Below are 21930 nucleotides of genomic sequence, written 5' to 3'. Positions count from 1 at the left end.
CCGTTTGCGACGGTGCGCCTCCAACAGAAAGCCACCTAATTTGGAACGACCAAAGCCTTGCTCTTCCGCAAGGAGTCCATGACGTCCTTGGGTAGCTTAAGGTGCGCATCTACAAGCTCGGGCGGGGTCGATGCCATCCAAGTGTCCAACGAGAAATCCACGAAATAGCGGCTCTTAAACGTCTCAAGAAAGCGGAATGGACCAGATCCAGTGTTCTCCAGATAATGTCCCATGGCTACGGGGACGTAACCGACGTCGCCAGCCCTAAGGTCAAACGTGCGCGCTTGGCCCTGACCTGCGAATACACCCATGCGAGCCTCGCCCTCGATGACATAGAGCCACTCGTCACCATTTGGGTGCCAATGGAGCTCGCGCAAACCGCCGGGGTTGACTTCGACCAGTGCAGCGGCGGTTGTCGTGTTGATTGGGAAGAGCCGGGAATCGTTGATGCGCACCGTGCCGCCCTTCGTGCGAATGGGCTCCTGCGCCATCAAACGCCACGTATAGCTTGTCTCTACGGGGTTCGCTCCCCGAATGTTTTCTGAGTTAAGTGGGCCGGGCAAAGGGGCCGAAAAGATATAGCGCTCGCTCTCATCCGGGGTATGGCCAAACAGCGAGGGTGAAACTCCAAAGTTCTTTCCGAGCACCTCGTTCGGTGTGTGCTTGAACCAGTCGTTGATCATGAAGGTGTTGTCTTCGTCGAAATCTCCATCATCAAACACGAGGAGAAACTCGCAACCGTCCGGGCCCAGTCCTTGGATCGAATGCGGTGTACCGGATGGGAAGAACCACAAATCGCCCACGCCGACATCATCGACAAAATAGCGGCCATCAGGATCGACTGCCGTGATCCGGGCAGTACCTTGAAGCATGTAGGCCCATTCGGAGGCCTTGTGCCAGTGCAATTCGCGCACGCCACCGGCGTTGAGACGCATGTTCACGCCGGCCAAAGCAGTCGCGGCTCCCAATTCGCGCCGAGTGACCTGGCGCGTCCATCCGCCGGTCTCAAGTCGCATATGCGCATCAGAGAATGAAAACCGCAGGTTGGGCAGAGATCCGTGGTCGGTCGAAGGAGGTACCAGTATATCGGGGTTCTGTTGGTCTCGTGCTAGATTGCGAGGTCCGAGATCAGAGCCGCCGCGGCCCGGACGCTGTGGCTGGGGGATGGGGTTGTTTTGTTGCGGCTGCGCGGCCGCAGCTGTTGTCAATAGCCCAGTAGCGGCAGTTGCGGCGAGCATCTTTCGACGAGAAATCGTGGTCATGTGATTCCTTCCAGTCAATGTCATCGACGAGCATCATGCGGACATGGGTCCTGGTCGATTGCTGATCGATGCGTCAGTTGCTAATCGGACGTAGCGATGCTCGGGATGTTGAACGGTCTGGAAGTGCGGTGGAAGTGAAACCATTTCAGCCGCCAGATGCGTCTACTGCAACTCGTGCCGCATCCGCGCATCGGGATGGCGGCACGAGGTCGGAGCATGTGGCAATCCGCTCCAGAGTGGCACTGTGCCAGCCCGGCGAGTTCGATCACATCAAGCTGCGTTCTCTCGATTGCCTAAATGGGCAGACAATCGTCTGATGTCGGAGCTGATCTCAGTCCGAGTGTCGATCCCGCGGAATTCTTCGGACATCAACAAAGCCCGTCGGCGAAATCTGTCGGTATCAAGAACGGTCCGCACGGCCTCGCGTATGGCTTGAGGTGTCGGAGCATTTGTCCTGAGATCAATTCCGGCTCCGGACCATTGGACGCGTATGTTCACATCGGCTTTGTCTTCGGTCAAGCCGGCGCAGACCAAAGGAACGCCAAAGCTCATGGCTTGATTGACACTGCCATAGCCTCCGTTTGTGACGAACACGTCGGCTCTGGGCAATATCCAGTCAAACGGCAGGTAGCTCGCCAGACGCGCATTGGCCGGGATCGGAGCGGGGATGTCCTCGACCCGCCGTCCACCCGCCGTGACGACCACGAGGAGATCGGGCTCTTCAGCCAGCGCTGCCAGAGTGGGCACGATCAGGAGATTGAAGTCGTGGTTGGCCACCGTCCCCTGAGTGACGAGAACGACTTTGCGCTTGCCGTCCAGGTCTGCGGCCCACTGCGGAAGCGGCGCTTGGTTCGGGATGATCGGCGGCGTCCCGATGAACTTCACGGAGGGCGGTAGAGGCCTGGGGAATTCAAAACTCGGAACTGATAGTTGCCAGTAGATGTCGGCCATCCGCACCATCGCTTCAAATGGAGGGGTTGCAAGCGGCCCGCTGCCTAGCTCTACCAGATACTCATTCAGCCGCCGGGCAAGCGGTTGATGGACGATCCTGTCGTGGTCCTGAATTGTTTGGGCATGGTCGGCCGGGCTGGGCGCCGGTGGCAGTCCGAGAAAGTCGGGCGCTCCGTCGTCCCGCGCCCAATGCAGAATGGATGTGCCGAAGCAGACGACAGGTGGTCGATTCGGTCGAGGCTCCAGGAGCATCGGCAGAAGGCCGAGGAAGCAGTCGTCACCAATGACGACATCGGCCTGCACGTCCTCAAGCACATGTTTCAATCCATGGTGCTGCGCTGGAATGTGGTCGACGAACAAACGTTCGAGAATGATACGAAGCAAGTCCAGCCCGGGAGGCAGTGTCTTGAACTCGGGATATTTTGAGAATGGATCGACGATGTCCTGATCTGCGCTGGCGGGAATAGGCCGGAAGGTGGCTCCCATCGCCTCGATGCGTTCTCTGAAGGCACGGCCGGTGAATGCGAGCACCTCATGACCCTCGGCCAAGAGAATTCGTGCGATCCCGAGCATAGGATTGACGTGCCCGGGCGCCGGCGTGGTCGCGATGACGATTTTCATGTTTCCTCTCTTCGAGCCGCAACGAAAGAGCGGCCCCATAGCGTCGCTGCAGTCGAGGTGACTGCGAGACGAAATTCAACAGTTGGAGTTTCAGCTCGATGTCGGGGCAGCGGGATCTTGCTACAGCCGCAATGAAATTGCGGATCCCTGTAACGCGACCGTAACGCTGACGAGCGAGAGGACCGAGCGTCCATTCGCGTCGTAGGTGCAACAGATCCAGTGGGTCTAACGATCGAATGCCTGCCGATCTCCTTAAGGAAAGTGAAGTCACGGAATGAGGATAGTGCAAGAACTTCACTGGGGACGCGAACGGATTGGATCTAGAGAGGATAGGCTGACCTTACCTAAAGATGGAGGCCTAAATGGCGCGTTTGATAGAATTCAAGACCGTTGCGCCGTTGTCTGATCGTGGGTCGGATACCATCATCCGAAATGGCTCGCCCATTTTGCTGGCGGAAGTCGAGCGCGCGCTGACCGCGCACCCCATGGTGCAAGATGCTGCGGCGTTCGGCGTACCGGATCCAATGCTAGGTCACCGGCTCGCGGCAGTTGTTCAGCTTGAGAACGAAAATGACGACGCGATCATTGATGAAATTCTGGCGATGGCCCGGGTTCAACTGCCCGAGCACAAGCTTCCCGAGCTATTGACAGCCGTTGATGCTGTGCCGCGAGACCCGTTCGGGAATATCGATCGCAGGACGATTGCAGAGAGCATTCTTGGCAACCCAACAGGTCGAAGCAGGAAGTAAGTCACCCTGCTGCAATCAGACGCAGGTACGTCGGGGTCGATGAACCCCAATGTCGCGACGCTTGCATGCCATGCGCAATTCCTAGGAGACTACAAGACTATGTCAACTTACGTCCTTGTTCACGCAGCCTGGCATACTGGAGAGCATTATTGGCCCACCGCCTCTTTGCTGAGAGCTGCAGGGCATCACGTCTTCACCCCGACTATGAGCGGCAACAGGCTAGGGGATCAAAAGACAACCGGACTGGCCGAGTCAATCGAATCGGTCGTAGAGTTCGTCTCGGAAAGGAATCTCGACGATGTCGTTTTGGTCGGCCATAGCTATGGCGGCATCGTCATCACAGGCGTTGCAGACCGTATTGCACATCGCCTTCGCAGACTTGTTTATCTCAGTGCATTTGTCGCCAATGACGGCGAATCTTTGAGCGACCTGGTGCCGCCACATTATCCCAGCTTCCTCACGCATGTTGGGGATGGCTCCGTGGTACTGCCGTTTCCTATTTGGCGAGAGGCCTACATCAATGATGCAGATGCGGAAACGGCTCAACGGGCGTACGACAAGTTGAACCCACATCCCTTCAAGTCGTTCACCGACAAGCTTGCGGTGCGCACGAACCCGGCTGAGATGAGTTTGCCGAAATCATTCATCAACTGTACGGAAGACATCGCGCTTCCCCATAGCTTCCCACTACATCCGAGACTTTCAGAAAAGCTCGGGCTATATCGGCTTGTTCAAACCGCAGGAAGTCACGAGCTTTGCTTCTCAAACCCTGCACGACTTTCGCAAGCTATTTTGGAAGCTGGTCGAGACTAGAACTGAAAGCCGGCCATGTACGGGCGTGCACCAGGACGCGGCGCGCCCGTCGGATGAGCATTATTGGACGGCGGTAGACCAAGCTGCGCCTCATCATCGCAAGCTAATCGGAAGCTACTTAAACACAAGCTCGGTAGGCGCAGCAGGCCCAGTGGTCGGACATTTTGACGGTCCTTGGCTGCTCAGGAAGTCTCTCCTAACTGAGCCCTTGAAGAAATCCTGTGCGCGATCCATAGCGCTAGAAGAGAGCCTAAACTGAAGATTGTAGCCACTATACCCAGGCGTACAACGGCTCCTTCAGCAACAAATATCGCACCTGTCGCGGCTCCTGCTGCGCTTCCCAGGTAGATCGCGGATGAATTTAGTGAGAGACTGACAGACGCCATATCAGGCGACAGCGCCACCAACCTCGCTTGCTGTCCGGTCATTGCCCCCCAACTGGCAAGTCCCCAAAGAAGCAGAGCAGGAAGGATGGCAAACGCGGCGTCTCGCGTCGCCAGGATCGGGGCGAAAGATAGCATAAGGTAGGCCAAAAGCGTGAGGCTGCATCCGGTCGTGACTGTGAAGGCAGCCCCCAATCTGTCCGTCATGACACCGCCGATCCAAGCCCCGAGTGCGCTGGCAATCCCAAAGGCGAGCAACACCATGACGAGACCCGACGGCCCGATACCGGCAGCTTCGGCGAGAAACGGGCTCAGATAGGTATAGAGCGTAAAGGTGCTCGCCACCGTCAGAATGCTTGTCGCCAGCACCGCCAGCATGTCAGGCCGCTTTGCTAGTGCAAAGCGTTCGCCGAGCGTTGAAACGGTACCGGGCGGCTGGCGGGACATCCCGCTCAAGATCCCAATAAGAGAGAGCGCCGAGAGGCCAGCCACACTAGCAAAGGTCGCTCGCCAACCAAGCCGCTCGCCGATCAGGACGCCGAGCGGGACGCCAGCGACGATAGCAAGGGTTAGTCCGTTGGTAACAATTGAGAGGGCGCGCCCCCGCCGCTGATGCCCTCCCAAAACGGCAGCATAACCGCTTGCTGCAGGCATAAAGCCTGCTGCGGACAATGCCAATAGTAGCCGAGCCATCAACAATCCAACGTAGTTAGGGGTGACCGCAGCAAGTGCATTTCCAAAGCCAAAGCATAGCATCGCCACAACGAGGAGGCTGCGCCGTTCAAACGAGGCGGTTAGGACTGCAATAACGGGAGCTCCGAGTGCGTAAGCAAACGAGAACGCCGTCACCAGATGGCCTGCGGCCGGAAGTCCTACATTCAGATCACGTGCGAGATCCGGCAGCAATCCGGCGATCATGAAACCCTCGGTGCCGATAGAGAATGCACCCAGGGTTAGCCAGAGAAGCTTGCTATGAGACACTTGTCATCGTTCCTACGATCTTGCTACGGCTCGGCGCCCTGGAGGTGTTCACGGGATGATACCTCCTGTGCTCAGAAGCTCGCGTAGTGCGTCGCAGCTAGAGACATCCGATTTGCGCAAGCCAGGGTGTACGGCACCAACAGACCCTAGCTTGGCCAGGGGGTATTGCGAATCCGCATGCAAGCGTTGGGCTTGTGAAATCCGGGGTCGTGATGCTCGATATAATCGAAATTCACTGTCCCAAAGGTTGTCTGCGGCTTCTTCAATGCCGAGCAGGTCTGAACCTTCACGAATTCGTTTTTGAAGTCCCCACGCGGCCATGCTGCCAGAACATGCTCCCGTTGCTCTGGTGTGTACTCGTCATATCCAATTCCCACGACATCCACCAGGACGCCCGCATTGGTGAGCGCGATCTCTGGCCGCATGAATTGCGGAATGCCTGGAGTTGTGTGTAGCGCTATGGCGTCCCAAACAAGATCCACTTTCGGTTCCGGTATCCCATGGCTCTTTAGGAAATCACGAGCGGCATCTGCACCATCTACTTCGAAGCGCTTCGTCGGAGTGTGGTAAGCGTCGGCGAGCCCAAGGTCATGAAAGAGCGCCGCGACATAGAGCAATTCAGCGTCGAATTTCAGATTCTGTCGGATTCCCTTCATTGCGCCGAACACAAACACTCGCACTGAATGGTTGAACAGCATGTCGCTCTCGTGCTGCCTAACGAGCTCGGCAGCCTCGCGAGCAAGCTTGCTGTCGGGAATCTTGATACTTGAGATTTTGTCGGTCATGCCGAATTCCTCTGTTCACGTGCTGGAGCAACCTGCTTCCCCCGTCCTAAGGGCGAGCGCTGCGGCCGCGATACTACCTAGATCGTCAGAGAATAACTTTAAGGGGCCCTACACATGAAAATGTTGCAAGGAGATATTGGATAAGCTGCATCGCAAGCGAACTACTGCGCCCCCTTAGGCCTAGTGGGAAGGGCAGGGCAGGCCTCGAGCTATTTCGCTCGACGCTTAAGGTCTATCAGGCTCTGTCTGCTCGAGGTAGGTTCTCTGTTGCTCGAGCAAGGATGTTGTGCAGCCATTTATGCGATGGATCTTCGTCGAGTCGCTCGTGCCAAAGGAGATGAACCTCGAGCGAGTTGGTCGTGTAGGGCAACTCATGGATTGCAATTGCATAGGACTGTTCAACGACCTTCGCCAGAGGGCGTGGGACGATTGCTGCGAGGTCGCTTCCCTCGATAAGAGCTGGTAACGCAAGAAAATGGGGTAGGCTAATCGCCACGCGTGGCGGCGGATCACCATTCCCGAGCGCCCTTTCGAGCGCAGCACGATCGTACATCTCGGATCGCCGTGCCAAACCACGCTCTGAGATGAATCCTTCCACGGCCCCTTCTTGCTCACCCCCAAAGGATACGACGACGAGGGACAGCTGCTCAAGCGTGGCCTTGTCAAGCCGTCGGAATTTGCTTTTCGCGCTCACAATCAGCACGTCGTCATACTCGAACAGCAAAGCACTCCTAAAGCGGTTCGGAGGAGAAGAGAAGACGCCGATTGCAACGTCGATACGCCCTAGATCGAGTTGCTCTGCGAGGTCTATTCGCGTTACGGGCTTGATGACGAGATCAACGGCAGGCGCCTCATGACCGAGCAACCTGATCAAGGGAGGCCCGAGCACGAGTGTGGTAAAGTCGTTTGCTGCGAGCGTGAACAGTTTCGTCGATGTGGCAGGATTGAATGTCGGGGCTTCAATAGCCGCCTCGAGAGCCCGTAGCGCATTGCGCACTTGAGAGGACATGGCAAGCGCCCTGGAGGTTGGCTGCATGCCGGTGGCTGTCCGGACAAACAGATCATCCTCTAGCATCTCTCGCAACCTCGCCAACGAGTGGCTGACTGCGGATTGGCTCAGCGCGAGCTTTTGACTTGCCCGTAAAACGCTCCGCTCCTCCATGACGGCGTCAAACACCTTGAGGAGGTTTAGATCCATTGTGTTGAAAGACATTGCCATGGCTGCATTCCCGCCCGGCGGCGCTTAGCCGAGCTCGAAACGTGAGCATTTTAATCTCAGCCGCATAGTAATGACAATCTCAGAGCGGCTTCACCCTGATGAGCGACATTCAATGTCCTCTTGCAAATATTTCACTTCCGCGCAAGCCGACGATCGTCATTGTGGTAGCTAGTAGGAATTTTCGAATTCATGATAGCTAAAGATGTCGAGTGTGAGGGTAATCTCTAAGTCCACTCGCGCGGCACCGACTTCCAACAATCCGACCGAGCAGTTGGAGTTGTAGACTGATGTCGTCGCTGGATCTTAAGAGCGATGGTGCGACCGAACCCGTCGCTATGCACAAGGCCGAGGACGTTCAGTCTGAACCTGCTGCGGTAGCACTGCAGGTCGAGCCATCTCAGCGGCTGACTTACAATTCGATCGATCAGATTATTTCGGGCCGGATAGCCTGTCGTGAGTTCTCTGATCAGGCCCTGCCGCGGCGCCTGATCTGTGAGATCCTCGAAGTTGCACGATTTGCGCCCAGTGGGGCAAATATACAGCCTTGGAATGTGTATGTCGTCGCTGGCGAAACGCGACAGCGGCTTTCGGCAGCTCTTCTTGACGCCCACCGGACTGCCAGAGCGGAGCACTCATCCGAATACAAGTACTACTCAGATGTACTGCCGACACCATACCGCGAGCGGCGCCAAGAATTCGGCCGAATCTTTTACGGGTCGCTTGGCATATCCCCTGAGGACGTGGAGGCGCGCGCGAACCAAACGGCGAAGAACTATGCCTTCTTCGGCGCTCCCGTTGGCCTGATCGTCACGATCGATCGCCGCCTCGAGGCGGGTAGCTGGCTAGACCTTGGTATGTTCGTCCAGAACATGCTTCTTGCCGCGGCCAGTCGTGGTCTTCAAACATGTCCTCAAGAGACCTTCGCAAAGTATCACAGGGTCTTGCGCGAGCATTTGTTGATTCCGGAGGAGCAAATCGTCGCTTGCGGGGTATCGATAGGCTACGGCAAAGAGGGGGCCATGAGAACATACGCGATGCCTCGAGTGCAGGTAGATGAATTCACCCGCTTTGTTGGGTTTGATAGCTAAGGAGGCGTGATCATGGACGCGCGGGAAAGACTGATTGAACGTAGCATCCCATTCCTGGCCGAGGTCAAGGATATGACACCAGGGGCAGAGATGGAGAGATGGCTTAACGCGACCTATGGGCTCAATAGCGAGCTCTATACCGATCTATCTAGCCTGATTAAGATCGGCGTCGACGAAGGATGGGCAGCGAATCAGGAAGTGGAAGGCCCAAATTATCGGCGGAGCCGAATCTTGGAGCCGCGACCAGAGACGTTTCATTTCAGCATTACAGCGGTGTACATGAATAGCAATGATGCGCGACGGTTCAAGGACGAGGACGATGCAGACCTTTTGCGCGGTCAATACCATGGTCATCCCTACGGTGAGCTCAATCTCGTCGTGCCCTTGACGGAGGGTGCTCAATTGCGAGGCTTGCAAGGTTGGCAAGGGGCCGGCTGGACTGCTCCTCACCCGGGGAGCAAGCACTACCCGGAAGTGAGGAGGGGCGCGGTAATCGCTTTGTTCTATCTTCCAGCAGGGCGCATCTCATACGATGTGAATTCGTCCTAACGAAGGCTTTTGATCTCTGATGGTGATCCCGAGCTTCGGGCTCGGATCGAGACCCCATTAAACGCCGTCTCGTGTCAGCATATTATGTCGGTCCGCTGGATACGGAAGCGGCCGGGAATGCTGCGCGCAGACAGTAAGAACCGACTTGCTTCTCGAGGGTGGTTCATTAACTTCCGTTCATTGGAAAATGATTCAGTAAAGATGAGCAGCAGCTCAGCTCACCCGTAAGGACATAGAGCCTCATATTTTGGAGTGTCCATATATGATCAGCCCGGAGCTCGCCGTGCTCTCGCATATTCAACGCTCATCCAAGAAGCGGCGCGCCGTTATCGCAGCTACGATTGGCAATCTCCTAGAGTGGTACGACTTTTTTATATACGGGGTGCTCGCTACGACATTAGCAAAGCTGTTTTTTCCCGCCTCGAGTGAAGTCACGTCGCTTTTGCTTGCACTCGTCACGTATGGTGGCGGGTTGGCGATGAGACCGGTGGGGGCGATCATTCTCGGGCAATATGCCGATCGTGTGGGCCGCAAGGCTTCCCTCTGTTTGGCAATGTATGTCATGGGGGCCGGTACCGCGATCATTGTGTTCGCTCCTACCTACGAGACGGCCGGGATTGTAGGGCCTTTGCTCCTTCTCCTAGCGCGCTTGCTGCAAGGATTTTCAGGTGCCGGCGAAATCGGCAGCGCAACGGCACTTCTGATTGAGATTGCGCCGCCAGAACGCCGAGGTGTCTACGCAAGCTTCAATGCCGTCAGCCAACAGCTCGGCTTTGTACTGGCTGCTTCCGTTGTCATGATCGTCAATCTGGCAGTCACGCCCGCTCAAATTGAAGCTGGATTGTGGCGCGCGCCCTTTTTGCTTGGCCTTGGGATTGTACCGATTGCAATCTACATCAGGGCCCGCGTGCAGGAGCCCGACCTATTTCTCTCGGCACGGCAAAGAGGCGGACGGCAGTTGATTTACGACGGCTTAAGAGAAGGTCGACTGCTTTTGTTGGCGGTTGGAATTCTAAGTCTCTACGTCGTCGCAGGAAATATCGTGTTCGTTTACATGCCGACGTTTGCAGTCCGGAATTTGGGATTATCCAGTGCAGGAGCGCTGCTCGCAACGGTCCTGGCGACATGTTTCATGATCGTTTGCACGTTGCTCGCGGCAGCGTTCTCGGATCGCTTTGGACGCAAGCCGCTGCTGCTGTCGGCAGGTATCACATATGGAGTGGCGATCTACCCAGCCTATATGATTGTCACGACATGGCCATCTGTCGAGGTGTTACTGCTCGTTCAGTCTGCTCTTGCTCTGCTGAACGCGCTCTACATTGGTCCGATGATGTCCGCTATTGCCGAGATATTTGCAACGACTGTGCGTGCAACGGCCGTCGCCTTAGCTTACGGGCTTACTGTTATGGTCGGAGCACTTTCACCAGCCCTCGCCACATGGCTGACAGCGGTCACAGGCGACATCCGTGCGCCAGCCCTTGTCGTCGTTGCCGCAAGTATCCTGAGCAGCCTGGCTCTCTTAAACTATGAAGACCGCTACCGAGAGGCGCTAACCTGACGGGGCTTGCGGATCTGGAGAGTTCCCGGCGCGGAACAGGCATAGCTTGATAACTTACGCCCTTCTGACTGTGCTAGGCTATGGGTTCAGCCATTTGCTGCATTGCGGCACCCAATTTATCGAGCCGCGGTCCGAGGTTGAGGGCGCTGTTGCAAAATAGACAAAACGACGGTGAAGCATTCCTGTTCGGTTCATTCCGTTTGTTGGCATCCGAACGGTTGCTGCTAAAGGAGGGCAAGCCGCTCCAGCTGGGCAGCCGAGCCCTTGATATTCTCATCGCGCTGGTTGAGCAGGCTGGCGAGGTCGTAAGTCACCGCAAGTTGTTCAAGCGGGTCTGGTCTGATGTCGTTGTCGACGAGGCGAGTCTGCGCGTCCAAATTGCCGGGTTGCGAAAGGCGCTGGGCGATGGTCGTGACGGTGCTCGCTACATCGCCAACATTCCGGCGAAGGGCTACTGCTTCGTCGCTCCAGTGGAACGGTCGCGCCAGATCCCATCTTCACCGAATTCGGTACAAGCGAGTCCCAGATCCGACACGCTTCCCGACCGCCTGGACCGGATGGTGGGGCGGGAGGAAACGATCGTATCCTTGTCTTCTGAGATCAGGCTACGCAGGTTCGTCAGCATCGTTGGACCCGGAGGCGTCGGAAAGACAACAGTCGCGGTTGCCGTTGCACATGCACTAGCCGGCGAATATCAGGGCGGTGTTTGTTTCGTTGATCTTAGCACTGTTAGGGAAGAATCGCTGCTCGTAACTGCCGTTGCTTCAGCGGTTGGATGCCTTGCCCAGACGCAGGACTCGAGGGAGCGGCTCGTGGGTGTCCTTTCTGACAAGCGAATGCTCTTGATTTTTGACAGTTGCGAACATGTCCTCGACGCAGCCGCTCTTCTCGCTGAGAATATCTATCGGGAAGCTCAATCTGTTCATATTGTGGCAACTAGCCGCGAGGCCCTTCGTGCCGAAGGTGAGAACGTTCATCCGCTTCGTTCGCTTGCGCACCCGATAAGTCCGGCGCAGCTGACAACAGCAGAGGCGTTAACCTATCCAGCTGTGCAGCTGTTCATGGAACGGGCGTCGGCAGGGGGGGCGCGGCAGACAATAAATGAAGAGGAGGCCAACCTCGTCGTCGAAATTTGCCGTCAACTCGATGGACTGCCACTCGCGATAGAGTTAGCGGCCAGCAGGGTGGGCTCATACGGAATCCAGGGCTTGGCTAGGCTTATCGGCGACCATTTAATGCTCGTGTGGCGCGCCCGTCGAGGCGTGCCACGGCATGAGACGCTACAGGCGATGCTAGATTGGAGCTATGAGCTTCTTTCCCACGATGAAAGGGCCACCTTGGCGGCGCTCTCCGTCTTTGTCGGCACTTTTACTCTGAATATGGCCCAAGCCGTCGTATCTCGGCCCGAGCGCGATGGACTGCAGATCGCAAACGACATTGTAAGCCTGATTGACAAGTCGCTCATCGCGGTATCACCGCCCGATGGCGATAGCTGCTATCGCTTGCTTGATACGACACGATCGTATGCAGCTCTCAAGATCAAAGAGCTTGGGGAAGCGAACAGCGTGGCAAGAAGGCATGCATTATACTTCGCGGAGCGCCTGGCACGCTTTCGGACCACTGCCGGTGAGCGAGACTTTGCTGTGTACACTCGTTACATCGGAGACATTCGGGCGGCATTGGAATGGAGCTTCTCGGAAAATGGTGACAGCTCGGTCGGCGTTGCGCTTAGCGCTGGTGCTATGCCGCTTTTTCTGTCGTTGTCTATGCTGGGCGAGTGCAGGCACTGGTGCCTACAAGCCATCCACGCCCTACCGGAGGAGGATCGCGGCACCAAACTCGAATTGAAGCTACAGCTGGCTTTGGCAATCTCATCGAACCATGCTCATAGCGACAGCAGCGAAGTAGGCGCCGTGCTTGAAAGGGCCATTCATCTTGCCGACGCTCTAAAGGACGCCGAATACCAACTGGAGGTCTTGGCCGGCCTCAATCTCCATCTCGCACGGATGGCTGAGTTCGGTGGATCCTTAAGCGCCGCGAAGCGCTATGCGGAAATCGCAGCGGGAGCAGGCGGAGTTCGGGCTGCGGTGACGGCTGAATGGATGCTCGGCGCAAGCCACCATCTCGTCGGCAACCAGCTGGCTGCGCAGAACTGCTATGAGAAGGGATTCGACACTGCATCTGCCTCGGGCATAGCGGAGGTACACTCATTTGGATTCGATCATCAAGTTCGAGCTCTGATCGGGTACGCGCGAACGATGTGGCTCAGAGGATTTCCGGATCAGGCAGCCCGGCTGGCGCACCAAGGTATAGAAGTAGCCGAAAGCCATGAGCATCCGGTTTCGCTATGCATTTGCCTTCAACACGCTACACCGGTGTTCCTGTGGCGTGGAGACCTGCAGATTGCAGCGAGCTTGATCGAGCGCCTCGTCACCTGCGCCTCCAAGTACTCGCTGCCAAACTACGAGGCCGGTGGCAAGGGTCTGCGAGGCGAACTTATGTTGGCCACGGGCAATACTCAGCTAGGTATCCGCATGCTCAGAGAAGCATTATCGATCCTCAGATCTGAGCGGCGCTTCATGCTCTCTTCATCTGTTTATCGGGCCTTGGCCGAGGGACTCGCTGCAGCTGGAGAGTTTGATGAGGCATCCCACATGATCGGCGGACTCTTGGCCGATGCGAGAAGCGGCTCCGCATCATTTGAACTGCCGGAATTGTTACGGACGCGTGCTCGAGTGCTGCTCTTTCGGTCATCAGACAATTGGTCTGCAGCGGAGGCGTCTCTTCGCGAATCGATCGAGTATGCGCAGCAGCAAGCGGCGGTTGGGTGGGAGCTTCGCTCCGCACTGATGTTGAGTCGCTTGTGGCGCGATCGTGGGCTGATCGAAAAAGCGCGAACTGTGCTTGCTGAGTCAATTGAGAAGTTCTCTGAAGGTTTCGACACCATCGACTTGGTTCGAGCTGCGGATCAGCTTCAGGGCCTTGGAGTGCCGGTTCCAAAGCAATGATAGGAGGCTTTCGGCTGCCTTGAGAGCAGCGAAAGATCCTAACGGCCGTTGAGCGCGGCTGCGCATCACTCTTGCATGAACCGATCGCGGATTTACACCATTTAACAGGAAAGAACTCGCATTAGGATATCATTTCGGGTCAACCTGCACGTGTCACGTCGTTCAGGTCACATGGCATGTCACCAGCTCTTCCAGCCCCTCCATTCACTTGGGCTGCCGCAGCCGGCAAGGTTCGGACAATCGAGGACGGTTGGAATAGCCGCAATCCCGCAAACGTGGCGCAAGCCTTTACGATCGACAGCTTCTGGCGTAGTGGCGTCGAATTTCTATCGGGGCGCGCGGCGATCGAGACGTTCCTTCAAAGGAAGTGGGCAAGCGAGCTAGAGTACCGTTTAATCGCCGAACTTTGGGCTTTTGGAGACAGCAGGATCGCGCTGCGTTTTGCAAACGAATATCACGACACCAACGGCAGGTGGTTCAGGTCCTACGGGAACGAGCATTGGGATGTTGATTCAGATGGGCTGATCCAACGGCGGATTGAGAGTTTCAACAATCACAGAATCGAAGAGACGGACCGGGTGCTTCGGTGGCCGCTGGGGCGGCGGCCAGATGACTATCCCGAGCTCAGCGATTTCGATTTCTGAGAGGGATTTGCAGCTAAATCCGACAAAGGGCAGGGGTCCTTTCTTTCGATTTCGATCTGGTCAACGTGCCAGCAGATGCTGGAGTACCGTCTGAGGGACACCGCAGGTGTTCCGTAGCCCGTGAAAGCATGCTTAAGAGCCACTGCTGCGCAGCGTCATTCGTCATTCGTTCGTGCCACAAAGCGCTGACCTCGACCGAGCTAGACGTATAAGGCAGCTCATGTATTTCCAGCGGCTGTGTACGAACCATAGAAGCAGCTAGGGGGCGAGGTACGATGGCAACTAGCTCTGACTGCTCAAGAAATGTCGAGAGAGCCAGGAAGTGCGGCAATGACACGACTATCCGGCCGTTATGCCCTGTAGCCGAAAGTCCTCTTTCCAGAGCAGCCCGATCATACATTTCTGATCTTCGACATAGTCCGCGCTCAGACACGAGGCCCTCCAAAAGATCATTGTTCTCTCCATGCACAGAGATTGCCACGATCGACAATTGTGAAAGGGACTTGAGTGACAACGGTCCGAGACGGTGAGACGACCTAGTGATCAGCACATCATCGCAATCAAAGAGCGTGCGAGACTGGAACCTGGCAGCCTTGTGCGAGAACGTCCCTACAGCTGCATCGATCTGTCCAAGGTCGATCTGTTCGGCCAGATTGCTTGCGCTATCGGCACGGATAGCGATCTCCATCAATGGAGCCTCATGTCGGACCAGATCGAGAAGGTGGGGAACCATAACGGCCGCCACGAAATCGCTGACCGCAATAGTGAAACGTCGCCCGGCCTTGCCTGGTTCGAACTTTGGGGCTCCTACGGCTGTCTCGAGTGATTGCCACGCCTCCCGAACAAGAGGAGCCATCGCAAGCGCTCGTGCGGTTGGCTGCATCCCGCTCGGAGTGCGGATGAAGAGCTCGTCGCCAAGTACTTCTCTCAAGCGGGAAAGCGCGTGACTAACCGCCGATTGGCTCAGACAAATTCGCTGACTGGCCCGGAGCACGCTGCGCTCCTCCATCACCGCATCGAAGACACGTAGAAGGTTCAAATCTAGCCTATTGAGGGTCGTAGTCATTATGATCCGGAGCGTGTTGGTGGTGAATCGATTGGAGCAACTATCGGCTGGGACGGCGTGATCTCACGTCGAAAGGTCAAATCTGGCCGCCAGGATCGAAAAGAGAGATCCAACCGATGGGCGAGACGCTGCATATATTCGGTGTCCCAGCAAGCCGAGCGCTTGGCGGACAATGAAGAGGCCGATCCCCAACCCATCGTTACGGACCGGATCAAGCCGAGTGAAAGCATCGAAGATCCCAGGCATCTGCTCGCTCGCAATGCCTATGCCAGTGTCATGCACTTCGATGCGAAGATTCGGGCCACAACGCCTGCATCCAAGGAGAATGCGGCCGCCTGGTTGCGTATACTTTATCGCGTTGCCGAGCAAATTGCGTAAAGCAGCTCCCAAAAGAAGGCTGTCACTCATCACCATCATCTGTGAAGCAACCAAGCGGACGCTCACACCTTTGTTTAGAGCGCTCGCCTCGTTGTCTCGATAAGCCTGCCTCAAGACGTCGCCAACACAGACCGGCATCAACTTAAAGGATTTCGTATGCTCGCGGATTCGAATGGCACTGGTTAGCAACCCCAGTTGGTCCTTGAGACGATCAATGGCGTCTTGCCCCGATTGCAACAGGCGCAACTCAGAGCTGGTTCGAACTCCCATGCCGAGTAGTTCATGTACGCTCTGGATCACCTGTAGTGGTTGCCGCAGATCATGCCCTGCTATGGCGAGTAGCACGGCCTCAAAGTCGGTACCCACGTGAGGCTGCGCAGTCGCGCGCCAAGCACAATCATCGGCAAGAACCGGCTGAACACATGGTTCCTGGTGCATTGCAATATTGGTTCGCTGCATAGTGTTCCCCTTTCAGCTGGAGCGCCTTGAAAGAACATCCCTGCCACGAACAACAGTAATCCGTTTGGGCCCGCCCTCGAGTTAAACGTGCTAAGATTTTGTAAAGACCCGTAAAGTCATTACAGTCAATTATAGGCTCGTAACCGATGGCACCGCTGCCCCTCTGCCGCCCAGAACCCGTTTGTCGGTGCCTAGCGCGATGCCGTTTGCAGACGAACAAGCCAAGCTCCAATCATTGTGGGACCTGGAGAACGGCTCGTGCCGATTGAAGATCAGGCCCTTCTAGCCCCTCAGTAAACTGACGGTAAATCGACTCAAGAACCGCCCTCGCGCCATGATCAACCCCTTGTTGGCATTCGAGCCGATTAAATGTTATCGCGGAGCGCAGCTGATACGCCAACGCAGCTTGTTTTTGGCTGACCTTTAATGAGCGGCGTATCGTCGTGATCGCCGAACATTCATCAGCGGGCGTTATCGCGGCTAAGACCTCGGCCTTAATACGTAGCAACTCGGCGAGCTCAAGTGCAGCTCCTGATTCAGTCGCCAAACCTATCGCCCTATCAACAAGCGTCAGCGCTTCGTCAAAACGTCGCTGTTGCTTAAGGCCATCTGCTAAGGCGCCAGCAAAGACCGTTTGCAAAATGTTGTGCTGCTCAGATCGGAGCGAAGAAAGCGCCTCCCGGAGCAGCTCGATACCTTTGGTCAGCTCTCCATTGTACAGAGCGATCTCCCCCTTGAATGCGAACCCAATCGCCCGAAATGGAGCTAAACCATGTTCAGTTGCATACTCCGTCAGCCGCTCAGACAGCTCAGCAGCGCGCTGAAGCCGGCCAGCTCTGAGAAAGACCTGGACAGTATAAAGCGAGACGCAAATAGAAATCGGCTCTTTTCGAACTTCCGCCTCTCGTATGGCCTGTTCTGCAACGCCGAGAGCGCGCTTGGCGAAGCCGCGTAGCCATAGAATGCCCGCCAGACCGACAAGTGCGCGGACGCGATGATCATAGCCGAAATAGCTCGGCTCGGGCATTTCAACGCGAACCGAGCGAGAGAAACCCCGCCGGCAGTGCCTTTCCGCAGCATCTTGACTGCCGACGCAATGATAGGCGATTCCGAGCATCCAGTCGGCGGCGACCAAACCCATTGGTATGTTGCCATTTTTCGCGACGATCCGTGCCTGCCTTCCGACGGCAATGGCAGCGCGAAAATTGCCCGATCTGTACAAGAAAGCATTGAGACCCGCTAGGAAATGGAGTTGCTGATTGCTGTCGTGGAGGTTAATGGCGATCGTCAAGCCTCTCTCAAGGCTTGCTCGCACCTCTTCGCTATTTCCCTTTATGAACATAGAAGTAAACGATAGAGCTCCCTGTAAGTGCATCTCGATACGCCCACCGGCGTGTTGGTGCGGCAACAACGCAAGAGCTTTCAGGCAAGAACGTCGGCATTCCTCGAAGAATGACATCCGGATCAAAAGCGGCGCGGCCAACGCAGCTAGCCGCGGGGCAAGCTCAGGATCTCTATGCGCCGATAGCACCCATTTGAGCGCCGCGCGAACGTCTTTGACATAAATGTCCCAGCTATGGATATCGCAGGTCTCAAGCGGAAAACATGATTTGGAGCGCATCTCCAAGAGTCCTGCGAAAGCGGTTGCGTGCCTTCGGCGAGTATCTTGTGCATCGCCGCTTTCGTCGAGCTTTACCGAAGCATAGCTGCGAGTGATCTCCAGAAGGCGATATCGAACGTCTCCCCCATAATCGGTGGCGCATATCAAGGATTTTGAAGCGAGGCCTGCCAACGCGTCGCAGACGGCCTGTCGACTCAAATTCGCATCGGTGATGACGTTTGCGGCGAGCTCGTTGGTAAAAGCATCGGCGAACACGGACGCGCGGCTCAGAACGGTTCGCTCTGCGGAAGTTAGAAGAAGATAACTCCAATCAAGCAGCTTAGCGATGGTTTGGTGCCTGCTGGTCGCGGTTCGACGGCCTCTCCAATCGAGTACGAAGTTGCCTTCCAGAAGATCGGCAGTGTTGCGAAGACCGAGCGAGCCGACACGACTCGCTGCCAGTTCTAACGCAAAGGGAATGCCATCTAGCCGGCGGCAAATCCTTGCGAGTTGTGGAGCATCTGAATCGAGTAACGGGAGCTTGTATCCCGCGGCAGTCGCGCGTTCGACAAACAGCTCGGCAGAAGCATAGCTCAGTGCTTCGGTGGCGCTCAGGCTGGATCTGTCGGGCGGGTAATCCAGAGCGCTCAAGATCTGGATATGCTCGCCAGTGGCGCGCAACGCTTCGCGACTGGTTGCAAGGATGTATGTTCGTGCACTATCTCGATAGATGCGCCCTGTCAGTTCTGCGGCAGCGTCTATCGAGTTCTCGCAATTGTCGAGTACTAGGAGAAGAGCACTGCTCCGGAGAAAACTAACGAGGGCGGAAGTCGGATCATGCGAGAGTAGCGGATAGCCCAACGCTAAGCCCACAATGTTTGGCAGCGAGGCCGAGCTGCCGTGGGAACAGAGGTCCACAAAGCACGCGGGGATCTGCATCTGTGCGGCAAAAGCACGGGCCGCTGCAAGGGCAACAGTTGTCTTTCCAACGCCTCCTGGACCTATAACAGTCACGAAGCGGTGGGCCGCCAAACCAGTGGAGAGTTCCATCACTGTCTTGTCCCGCCCTATTATTCGGGTCGGTTGCGGTAGTAGTTGGCGAGTCGTAGTGCGGATAGCGCGGCTGCTGAAGAGCCCGCGCGGATCTTCCCCCGCGCGTTGCACGGGTGCGACGAAACAATAGCCACGGCCGGAAACGTTTGCGATGTACCGTAAGCCATCTCCTTCGGGATCGAGAGTCCTGCGCAGAGCGGCAATGTGGACCCTCAGATTGGTCTGGCCGACATAGACATCGGGCCAAGCTCTTGAAAGCAGCTCTTTTTGACTAACGACTTCTCCAGCGTGCTCGAGAAGCACCATCAGTATGTCCATCGCTCGGCTGCCAACGGCAAGCGATTGATCGCCTTTGCTTAGAATTCTGCCCGCAACATTCAAGCGGAAAGGTCCAAAGACGAAGACTTCTCTGCGCGCAACTGTCTTCAACTCGGCCATAGTTCAAATCCAGTGATCTGAACCTTGCAATCATGGCGACCTGGCGGAAGCAGGTCTTCGGCCGGAGAATATCCTTGTGTCATTCGAGCTGCAATTGCAGCTTGGGCCCTGTTTGCCAAAGGCCTAACCACAACTTTGTAGAGATCGTCGCAGGACAGAATAGGAAAGTTTGTCGAGTGGGGCCCGTCCTTGGACTCGCCCTGGGCGCCTCACGCATGCCGAGTCTGCGCAGGCAGTGAGTTGCTTTGCGGCGTTCTGGCCGGGCCTGCTGTTCAATTGCCATCGCCGCTTAATGCGGCTGAAGAGGAGCTCTCTTCTCGCAAGCGCATCGCCGGTCTCCAAGTCGATCGCGGTACGAAGCGGCTCTATTGGGGCGCATCAACGCTGAGCACGATCTTGCCTCTTGGACGCGAGATGCCACCCTCGAGCATTATGTGTGCCTTTCGGGCATCCGACAACGGAAGCACTGCACCTACTTCGGGCTTTAGCTTACCACGATCGAGGAGTTCGGCTATTCTTTTCAGCCTCTCAGTGGTCACTTCCACTAGGAAGAACTCTGCGTGGACATTGTGGCTTTTAGCAAGCCGTTGGTCCGGCGGAGACACTGTCGAGATCAGCTTTCCGTCGCGATGGAGGACGTCGAATGAGCGGGTCTGCGTTTCGCCGCCAACGAGGTCAATGACTGCATCGACCTCTCTGACGTGTTCCTCGAAACGTTGGCTGCGATAATCGATCACCTCGCCGGCGCCAAGCTTCCGCACGTAATCCATATCCGCGCTTGCTGCTGTTGCGACGACATTGACATTCGCGCCATGTGCGAGCTGCACCGCATAGCTGCCGACGCTTCCGGCAGCCCCATGGATTAGCACCCTCTGGCCCGAGGCAAGGCGAGCGTACTCGAAAAGAGCTTGCCAGGCAGTGACCGCGACTACGGGAACTGACGCTGCCTCGACATATGTTAGTGACTTCGGTCGCTTTGCTAACATCGAAGCGCTGGCGACTGCGTACTCGGCATACGCCCCAAGAAATTGCTTGTTCGTTACCCCGAAAACCTCTTCACCTACGCTGAGCTCGACAGAACCAGAGCCCACTTCGCGAACCTCGCCGGCCAGGTCAGAACCTAACGTTAGCGGCAGGGGTTGAGGCAAGGCGCTGCGGCCTGATCGTATCCATGCGTCCCAAGGCCCTACGCCTGCTGCACGAACCCTCACGAGCACTTCGCCGGGACCCGGCTTGGGACGATCAATCGTTTCGAACCTCATGGCTTCTGGCGCTCCGAAGTTGTGAACACGCCAGGCTTTCATCGGCAATGTAGATCGCGCGGCATCGCTATCTAGCTCGTCTGACATATCTTAACTCCTATTCGTGTTAGGATCTTTGCTTATAGCTGCCACGCGGCGAGCGGTCCAAAGCAGCTCGACCAGGTCGTTGAGGCAAACGAGATATCATTGGTCTGCAAGCACACGAAGTGAAACGGCTGCAGCCTATAATCCCGTAGCGTTCATATCCGTTCGTACTGGGCTCTGTCCCGGCAAAATCGGGCTCGCGCTGCGAAGCGGTCGTTCGAAATCGCGCTCCGGCGGATCGGGCGGCTATCCAATTGGAGCTGATGCCGATGGTTCGGCTTGGTGGCCGACACACTCCGGCGGTTGCGCAAGAAGGTCAATTGCCGCAACACGATTCAGGTCGCTCAGACGCCCGTCCGCCGACTTTGATAAGTCGAGACTATCTAGGACCTCCAGCAAGCCAGCAAAGGCGCGATCAGCGATCGAAACCGGAACGGGCTCTTCGTAGAACGCATCTATATAACGCGATGCGAGCAAGCTTAGCAGCTTATACAAAGCTCTGTTATTCGGGTCGCCTACAGCGAGAGTCTCTAGCTCCTGCCGGAAGAGCTGGAAGGTGCGCAGCCCGTGGTGCTGTCGCGAGAGCCAATCGTGGAGGTCTTTCATGATGAGTGCTTCTCCGAGCTCATTGAAGAAGCCGCAAAGTCCTATTCTCCGGTTGCTAGACAGTAAAGTGGCTAGAATGCACGCCTCATATGAATAGCATTCAGCTGTAGGAGCCGGGAGCGCCATTGTCTCGAATGGCTCGATGAGACAATTTGAATGAAGAGAGTACCATGCGCCATGCTCACGATAGTATTGAAATCGTTTCACTTCCATGGTCGCGCATATTTGTTGGATGATGCAGAGCGAGATGAGCGCCTTACTGGCGAGCATCTGCAGGGGCCCAAGCGCGAGCGCTATGTGCGTTGTGGCCGTAGATAGCGGCCCGTGGCAGCTAACAACCATTGCACGCTGCTGTCATCGCGACATGTTCGTC

Annotated in this window: 17 protein-coding genes; 7 read left to right on the top strand and 10 right to left on the bottom strand. The window is 56.4% G+C overall.

What is annotated here, in order from left to right; all coding sequences use genetic code 11:
* Positions 1 to 35: 35 nt before the first annotated feature.
* Both AC1RQP_RS38010 and AC1RQP_RS38005 read right to left on the bottom strand, forming a co-directional pair.
* A complete protein-coding gene (locus tag AC1RQP_RS38010) occupies positions 36 to 1262 on the bottom strand; it encodes a cupin domain-containing protein (protein WP_492942680.1) in 1227 nt (408 codons plus the stop codon).
* A gap of 270 nt (positions 1263 to 1532) precedes the next feature.
* Entirely contained in the window at positions 1533 to 2834 is a 1302-nt protein-coding gene (locus AC1RQP_RS38005; RefSeq protein WP_492942678.1) for a glycosyltransferase, read from the bottom strand.
* Between the two features lie 362 nt (positions 2835 to 3196).
* On the opposite strand from AC1RQP_RS38005, the gene AC1RQP_RS38000 reads away from it, so the two are divergent.
* Complete coding sequence (locus AC1RQP_RS38000; RefSeq protein WP_492942676.1) at positions 3197 to 3583, top strand: AMP-binding enzyme; 387 nt, start codon at positions 3197 to 3199, stop codon at positions 3581 to 3583.
* 99 nt (positions 3584 to 3682) lie between these two features.
* Positions 3683 to 4396, top strand: a complete 714-nt coding sequence (locus tag AC1RQP_RS37995; RefSeq protein WP_492942674.1) for an alpha/beta hydrolase — start codon at positions 3683 to 3685, stop codon at positions 4394 to 4396.
* Positions 4397 to 4578: 182 nt separating this feature from the next.
* Here the strand turns inward: AC1RQP_RS37995 and AC1RQP_RS37990 are convergent, their stop codons facing one another.
* The 3 genes from AC1RQP_RS37990 to AC1RQP_RS37980 form a co-directional block, all read right to left on the bottom strand.
* Positions 4579 to 5760, bottom strand: coding sequence for an MFS transporter (locus AC1RQP_RS37990; RefSeq protein ID WP_492942672.1), 1182 nt, complete (start codon positions 5758 to 5760; stop codon positions 4579 to 4581).
* 146 nt (positions 5761 to 5906) lie between these two features.
* Complete coding sequence (locus AC1RQP_RS37985) at positions 5907 to 6545, bottom strand: HD domain-containing protein (RefSeq protein ID WP_492942670.1); 639 nt, start codon at positions 6543 to 6545, stop codon at positions 5907 to 5909.
* Between the two features lie 235 nt (positions 6546 to 6780).
* Positions 6781 to 7764: a LysR family transcriptional regulator gene (locus AC1RQP_RS37980; RefSeq protein WP_492942668.1), complete on the bottom strand. Its 984-nt coding sequence runs from the start codon at positions 7762 to 7764 to the stop codon at positions 6781 to 6783.
* A gap of 287 nt (positions 7765 to 8051) precedes the next feature.
* On the opposite strand from AC1RQP_RS37980, the gene AC1RQP_RS37975 reads away from it, so the two are divergent.
* The 5 genes from AC1RQP_RS37975 to AC1RQP_RS37955 all read left to right on the top strand — a co-directional run bounded on the left by AC1RQP_RS37975 (position 8052) and on the right by AC1RQP_RS37955 (position 14611).
* Positions 8052 to 8852, top strand: a complete 801-nt coding sequence (locus tag AC1RQP_RS37975) for a nitroreductase (RefSeq protein WP_492942666.1) — start codon at positions 8052 to 8054, stop codon at positions 8850 to 8852.
* A gap of 12 nt (positions 8853 to 8864) precedes the next feature.
* Entirely contained in the window at positions 8865 to 9401 is a 537-nt protein-coding gene (locus AC1RQP_RS37970) for a 4-hydroxylaminobenzoate lyase (protein ID WP_492942664.1), read from the top strand.
* 262 nt (positions 9402 to 9663) lie between these two features.
* A complete protein-coding gene (locus AC1RQP_RS37965) occupies positions 9664 to 10959 on the top strand; it encodes an MFS transporter (protein ID WP_492942662.1) in 1296 nt (431 codons plus the stop codon).
* Between the two features lie 149 nt (positions 10960 to 11108).
* Positions 11109 to 13967 carry an ATP-binding protein gene (locus AC1RQP_RS37960; RefSeq protein ID WP_492942660.1) on the top strand — a complete coding sequence of 953 codons (2859 nt, stop codon included), beginning with the start codon at positions 11109 to 11111 and terminating at the stop codon, positions 13965 to 13967.
* A gap of 176 nt (positions 13968 to 14143) precedes the next feature.
* Positions 14144 to 14611, top strand: a complete 468-nt coding sequence (locus tag AC1RQP_RS37955) for a DUF1348 family protein (protein WP_492942658.1) — start codon at positions 14144 to 14146, stop codon at positions 14609 to 14611.
* Positions 14612 to 14624: 13 nt separating this feature from the next.
* Here AC1RQP_RS37955 and AC1RQP_RS37950 read toward each other — a convergent pair whose 3' ends face one another.
* The 5 genes from AC1RQP_RS37950 to AC1RQP_RS37930 all read right to left on the bottom strand — a co-directional run bounded on the left by AC1RQP_RS37950 (position 14625) and on the right by AC1RQP_RS37930 (position 21827).
* Positions 14625 to 15677 (bottom strand): LysR family transcriptional regulator, encoded by a 1053-nt coding sequence (locus AC1RQP_RS37950; protein WP_492942656.1) that lies wholly within the window; start codon positions 15675 to 15677, stop codon positions 14625 to 14627.
* Between the two features lie 63 nt (positions 15678 to 15740).
* Positions 15741 to 16514, bottom strand: a complete 774-nt coding sequence (locus AC1RQP_RS37945) for a sensor histidine kinase (protein ID WP_492942654.1) — start codon at positions 16512 to 16514, stop codon at positions 15741 to 15743.
* Positions 16515 to 16746: 232 nt separating this feature from the next.
* Positions 16747 to 19605, bottom strand: coding sequence for an ATP-binding protein (locus AC1RQP_RS37940; RefSeq protein WP_492942652.1), 2859 nt, complete (start codon positions 19603 to 19605; stop codon positions 16747 to 16749).
* 365 nt (positions 19606 to 19970) lie between these two features.
* Positions 19971 to 20954 carry an NADP-dependent oxidoreductase gene (locus tag AC1RQP_RS37935; protein ID WP_492942650.1) on the bottom strand — a complete coding sequence of 328 codons (984 nt, stop codon included), beginning with the start codon at positions 20952 to 20954 and terminating at the stop codon, positions 19971 to 19973.
* 243 nt (positions 20955 to 21197) lie between these two features.
* Complete coding sequence (locus AC1RQP_RS37930; RefSeq protein ID WP_492942648.1) at positions 21198 to 21827, bottom strand: hypothetical protein; 630 nt, start codon at positions 21825 to 21827, stop codon at positions 21198 to 21200.
* Between the last annotated feature and the right edge of the window lie 103 nt (positions 21828 to 21930).

Source organism: Bradyrhizobium sp. GW821-FHT13H06 (genome assembly GCF_058803975.1).
This window is presented reverse-complemented; position numbering and strand designations above follow the sequence as displayed.

Bases quoted from the DNA above. Each gene is read 5' to 3' on its own strand.
- AC1RQP_RS37950 (WP_492942656.1), bottom strand. From the start codon at position 15,677: ATGACTACGACCCTCAATAGGCTAGATTTGAACCTTCTACGTGTCTTC.
- AC1RQP_RS37995 (WP_492942674.1), top strand. From the start codon at position 3,683: ATGTCAACTTACGTCCTTGTTCACGCAGCCTGGCATACTGGAGAGCAT.
- AC1RQP_RS37985 (WP_492942670.1), bottom strand. From the start codon at position 6,545: ATGACCGACAAAATCTCAAGTATCAAGATTCCCGACAGCAAGCTTGCT.
- AC1RQP_RS38005 (WP_492942678.1), bottom strand. From the start codon at position 2,834: ATGAAAATCGTCATCGCGACCACGCCGGCGCCCGGGCACGTCAATCCT.
- AC1RQP_RS37965 (WP_492942662.1), top strand. From the start codon at position 9,664: ATGATCAGCCCGGAGCTCGCCGTGCTCTCGCATATTCAACGCTCATCC.
- AC1RQP_RS38000 (WP_492942676.1), top strand. From the start codon at position 3,197: ATGGCGCGTTTGATAGAATTCAAGACCGTTGCGCCGTTGTCTGATCGT.
- AC1RQP_RS37980 (WP_492942668.1), bottom strand. From the start codon at position 7,764: ATGGCAATGTCTTTCAACACAATGGATCTAAACCTCCTCAAGGTGTTT.
- AC1RQP_RS37975 (WP_492942666.1), top strand. From the start codon at position 8,052: ATGTCGTCGCTGGATCTTAAGAGCGATGGTGCGACCGAACCCGTCGCT.
- AC1RQP_RS37940 (WP_492942652.1), bottom strand. From the start codon at position 19,605: ATGGCCGAGTTGAAGACAGTTGCGCGCAGAGAAGTCTTCGTCTTTGGA.
- AC1RQP_RS38010 (WP_492942680.1), bottom strand. From the start codon at position 1,262: ATGACCACGATTTCTCGTCGAAAGATGCTCGCCGCAACTGCCGCTACT.
- AC1RQP_RS37970 (WP_492942664.1), top strand. From the start codon at position 8,865: ATGGACGCGCGGGAAAGACTGATTGAACGTAGCATCCCATTCCTGGCC.
- AC1RQP_RS37945 (WP_492942654.1), bottom strand. From the start codon at position 16,514: ATGCAGCGAACCAATATTGCAATGCACCAGGAACCATGTGTTCAGCCG.
- AC1RQP_RS37930 (WP_492942648.1), bottom strand. From the start codon at position 21,827: ATGCTCGCCAGTAAGGCGCTCATCTCGCTCTGCATCATCCAACAAATA.
- AC1RQP_RS37935 (WP_492942650.1), bottom strand. From the start codon at position 20,954: ATGTCAGACGAGCTAGATAGCGATGCCGCGCGATCTACATTGCCGATG.
- AC1RQP_RS37955 (WP_492942658.1), top strand. From the start codon at position 14,144: ATGTCACCAGCTCTTCCAGCCCCTCCATTCACTTGGGCTGCCGCAGCC.